This is a genomic window from Paraburkholderia sp. (assembly GCF_035656215.1).
GTDB lineage: Bacteria > Pseudomonadota > Gammaproteobacteria > Burkholderiales > Burkholderiaceae > Paraburkholderia.
On sequence record NZ_DASRSY010000470.1, the window covers coordinates 1 to 3208 of the forward strand.

The following is a 3208-nucleotide window of genomic DNA, read 5'->3' on the forward strand; positions in this document are numbered from 1 at the left end:
CCGATATGTCGGTGTTCGAAAACGTCGCTTTCGCGCTGCGCGAGCACACCGACCTCCCCGAAGAACTGATTCGCGACCTCGTGTTGATGAAGCTCAACGCGGTCGGCTTGCGTGGCGCGCGCGACCTGGCGCCGTCGGAGATTTCGGGCGGTATGGCGCGGCGTGTGGCGCTGGCCCGGGCGATTGCGCTCGACCCCGAGCTGATGATGTACGACGAGCCGTTCGCCGGCCTCGATCCGATCTCGCTCGGCATTACCGCGAACCTGATTCGCGCGCTGAATCAGGCACTTGGCGCAACGTCGATCCTGGTGACGCACGACGTGCCGGAATCGTTCGCGATTGCCGATTACGTCTATTTCCTCGCCAACGGCGGGGTGCATGCGGAAGGTACGCCGGCTGAGCTGCGCGCGTCGACCGATGCTACGGTGCGGCAGTTCATCGACGGCGCGCCGGACGGTCCGTTCAAATTCCACTATCCCAGCCAGACGCCGCTCGCGGCGGACTTCGGCATCGGCGGAGGTCAGTCATGATCAGTGCGCTTGGTCGCTCGGTGATTGGCGGGCTGGGCACGGCCGGCTACGCCACGCGCTTTTTCTTCCGGCTGCTGCTCGAATTTTTCCCGCTGCTGCGCCGGCCGCGCCTTGTCACGAAGCAGATCCACTTCGTGGGTAATTATTCACTGGTGATCATTGCCGTGTCGGGTCTGTTCGTCGGTTTCGTGCTCGGCTTGCAGGGTTATTACACGCTAAACCGTTACGGTTCCGAGCAGGCGTTGGGGCTGCTGGTCGCGCTTTCGCTGGTGCGTGAACTTGGGCCGGTGGTCACGGCGCTGCTGTTCGCGGGACGCGCCGGCACGTCGCTGACGGCCGAAATCGGTTTGATGAAGGCGGGTGAGCAACTCACGGCGATGGAAATGATGGCGGTGGACCCGGTCAAGGTCGTGGTCGCGCCGCGTTTGTGGGCGGGCATCATTTCCATGCCGATTCTGGCTGCGATTTTCAGCGCGGTCGGCGTGTTCGGCGGTTATGTAGTGGGTGTGCTGCTGATCGGCGTCGACGCCGGCGCGTTCTGGTCGCAGATGCAAGGCGGCGTCGATGTCTGGCGCGATGTCGGCGCCGGGGTCATCAAGAGCGTGGTGTTCGGCCTCGCGGTGACCTTCGTGGCGCTGTTTCAGGGCTATGAAGCCAAGCCGACGCCAGAAGGCGTGTCGCGCGCCACGACCAAGACGGTCGTGTACGCGTCGCTTGCGGTGCTCGGCCTCGATTTTCTGCTGACAGCACTGATGTTCAGCTAAAACCGCGCTGCACGTTTCCGCTCAGCGGGCGCACCTCGGATTGCGCGTGACGGGAACGGGAGCAGCGTGGCGGATTCACTTTGGGATGACGATGAAAAAGACTGCTCTCGACTTCTGGGTCGGCCTGTTCGTGGTGTTGGGTTTCGTGGCGTTGCTGTTTCTCGCGCTGAAGGCCGGCAACATGAGTTCGTTGTCGTTTCAGGCAACGTACCCGGTCAAGCTCAAGTTCGACAATATCGGCGGACTGAAGGCGCGCGCACCGGTGAAGAGCGCGGGCGTGACGGTCGGCCGGGTTGCCTCGATCGGCTTTGACAGCAATGCGTATCAGGCTGTCGTCACGATCGATATCGACAAGCAATACCCGTTTCCGAAAGACACGTCGGCGAAGATCCTGACCTCGGGTCTGCTCGGCGAGCAATACATCGGGCTCGAACCCGGTGGCGACAGCGAGATGCTTAAAGCGGGTGACACAATCTCGATGACACAATCGGCGATCGTGCTGGAAAACCTGATTGGACAATTCCTGTATAGCAAGGCCGCGGACTCGGGCGCATCCAAGCCGGGCGTGGGTTCGGCCGCACCTGCGACCGCCCCTGCCACGGCGCCCGCGCCGGCGGCATCGACTCTGCCCGCCTCTGGCGCGGCCGGTCAATAAGGAGAATAAAAATGCAGACCATACGCATAAGGGGCGTGCGCACCCTCCAGATAGCGACGTTCGCGCTCGCGGTTGCTACGCTCGTCGGCTGCACGACCGTGCAGACGCCAACCAGGGGCGATCCGCTCGAGGGCTTGAACCGCACCATCTTCACCGTCAACGACAAGCTCGACCAGTACGCGCTGAAGCCGGTCGCGAAGGGCTATGTCTGGGCGACGCCGCAACCGGTTCGCGACAGCGTCACTAACTTCTTCTCGAACATCGGCGACGTCTACATCGCGGCGAACAACCTGCTGCAGTTGAAGATCACCGACGGTGTCGAAGACATCATGCGGATCGTGATCAACACGGTGTTCGGTGTCGGCGGCCTGTTCGACGTGGCGACGCTCGCCAGGCTGCCCAAGCACGACAACGACCTCGGCCTGACGCTCGGCCACTATGGCGTGCCGGCGGGTCCGTACCTCGTGCTGCCGCTGTTCGGGCCGAGCACGGTGCGCGACGCGGTCGGCTCGATCGGCAATTACTATGTGAATCCGCTTAGCTACATTCATCCGGATGGTCTGAGCTGGGCGCTGTACGGCCTGAACGTGGTCAACACGCGCGCCAATCTGTTGAACGCAAGCGACGTGCTGGAAGGCGCCGCGCTGGATAAGTATTCGTTCGTGCGTAACGCGTATCTGCAGCGCCGCCAGTATTTGCTGTCGGACGGCAAGCAGTCGCAGGCGTTGCCGAACTACGGCGATGAAGCGCCGCTGCCGAAGTACGACGACGTCGATGGCGGCGTGCCTGCAGCGCCGGCAGGCGCTGCAGGCACGCAAGGTGCCGCTGCGAAGGCGGCTGCTGCCTCCGGTACGGCAGCAGCAACGCCGCCGCAAGCTGCTTCGGCAACTGGCGCAACCACGGGCGCAACCGGCACAGCAGCCGCGCCCGAAACCGCCTCCAGCAGCGCTGCATCGCCGCCGCTCGACCTGAACGGCGGTCCGGAAACGACGCAGATTCCGGCCGGCCAGCTGGTCCCGCCGGCTCGTTTCAACTTTCCGTCATTCAAGTTGCGTTGATCGTGCGGCCGTAACACCTCGATACGACTCTCGCAGTTTGCGCATGGATTGCTGCTGAACTCGCGTGCTAAGGTCGGCTCAAACGGTTGCACTATTTCTAAGGCAAGCAAGGTTCGATATGAAAAAACTATTCCTGATTCCGTTGTTCGCTGCGTTGTTTTCTTTCGCCAGTGCCGGTGCATCGGCCCAAACGGTCGATTC

Annotated in this window: 4 protein-coding genes; all 4 read left to right on the top strand. The window is 62.7% G+C overall.

Going from position 1 to position 3208, the window contains the following annotated elements:
- Positions 1-530 (top strand): ABC transporter ATP-binding protein (locus VFE81_RS27695; protein ID WP_325047630.1); only part of this gene is annotated, 530 nt, incomplete at its 5' end.
- Entirely contained in the window at positions 527-1294 is a 768-nt protein-coding gene (gene mlaE / locus VFE81_RS27700) for a lipid asymmetry maintenance ABC transporter permease subunit MlaE (protein ID WP_325047631.1), read from the top strand. The genes VFE81_RS27695 and mlaE, both read left to right, overlap by 4 nt.
- A 91-nt stretch (positions 1295-1385) precedes the next feature.
- Positions 1386-1949 (top strand): outer membrane lipid asymmetry maintenance protein MlaD, encoded by a 564-nt coding sequence (mlaD, locus tag VFE81_RS27705; protein ID WP_325047632.1) that lies wholly within the window; start codon positions 1386-1388, stop codon positions 1947-1949.
- A gap of 11 nt (positions 1950-1960) precedes the next feature.
- On the top strand, positions 1961-3007 hold the full coding sequence (locus VFE81_RS27710) for a VacJ family lipoprotein (RefSeq protein WP_325047633.1): 1047 nt from the start codon (positions 1961-1963) through the stop codon (positions 3005-3007).
- Positions 3008-3208: the final 201 nt, after the last annotated feature.

Excerpts from the sequence above, each read along its gene's own strand:
- VFE81_RS27710 (WP_325047633.1), top strand. The coding sequence starts at position 1,961 with ATGCAGACCATACGCATAAGGGGCGTGCGCACCCTCCAGATAGCGACG.
- mlaD (WP_325047632.1), top strand. The coding sequence starts at position 1,386 with ATGAAAAAGACTGCTCTCGACTTCTGGGTCGGCCTGTTCGTGGTGTTG.
- mlaE (WP_325047631.1), top strand. The coding sequence starts at position 527 with ATGATCAGTGCGCTTGGTCGCTCGGTGATTGGCGGGCTGGGCACGGCC.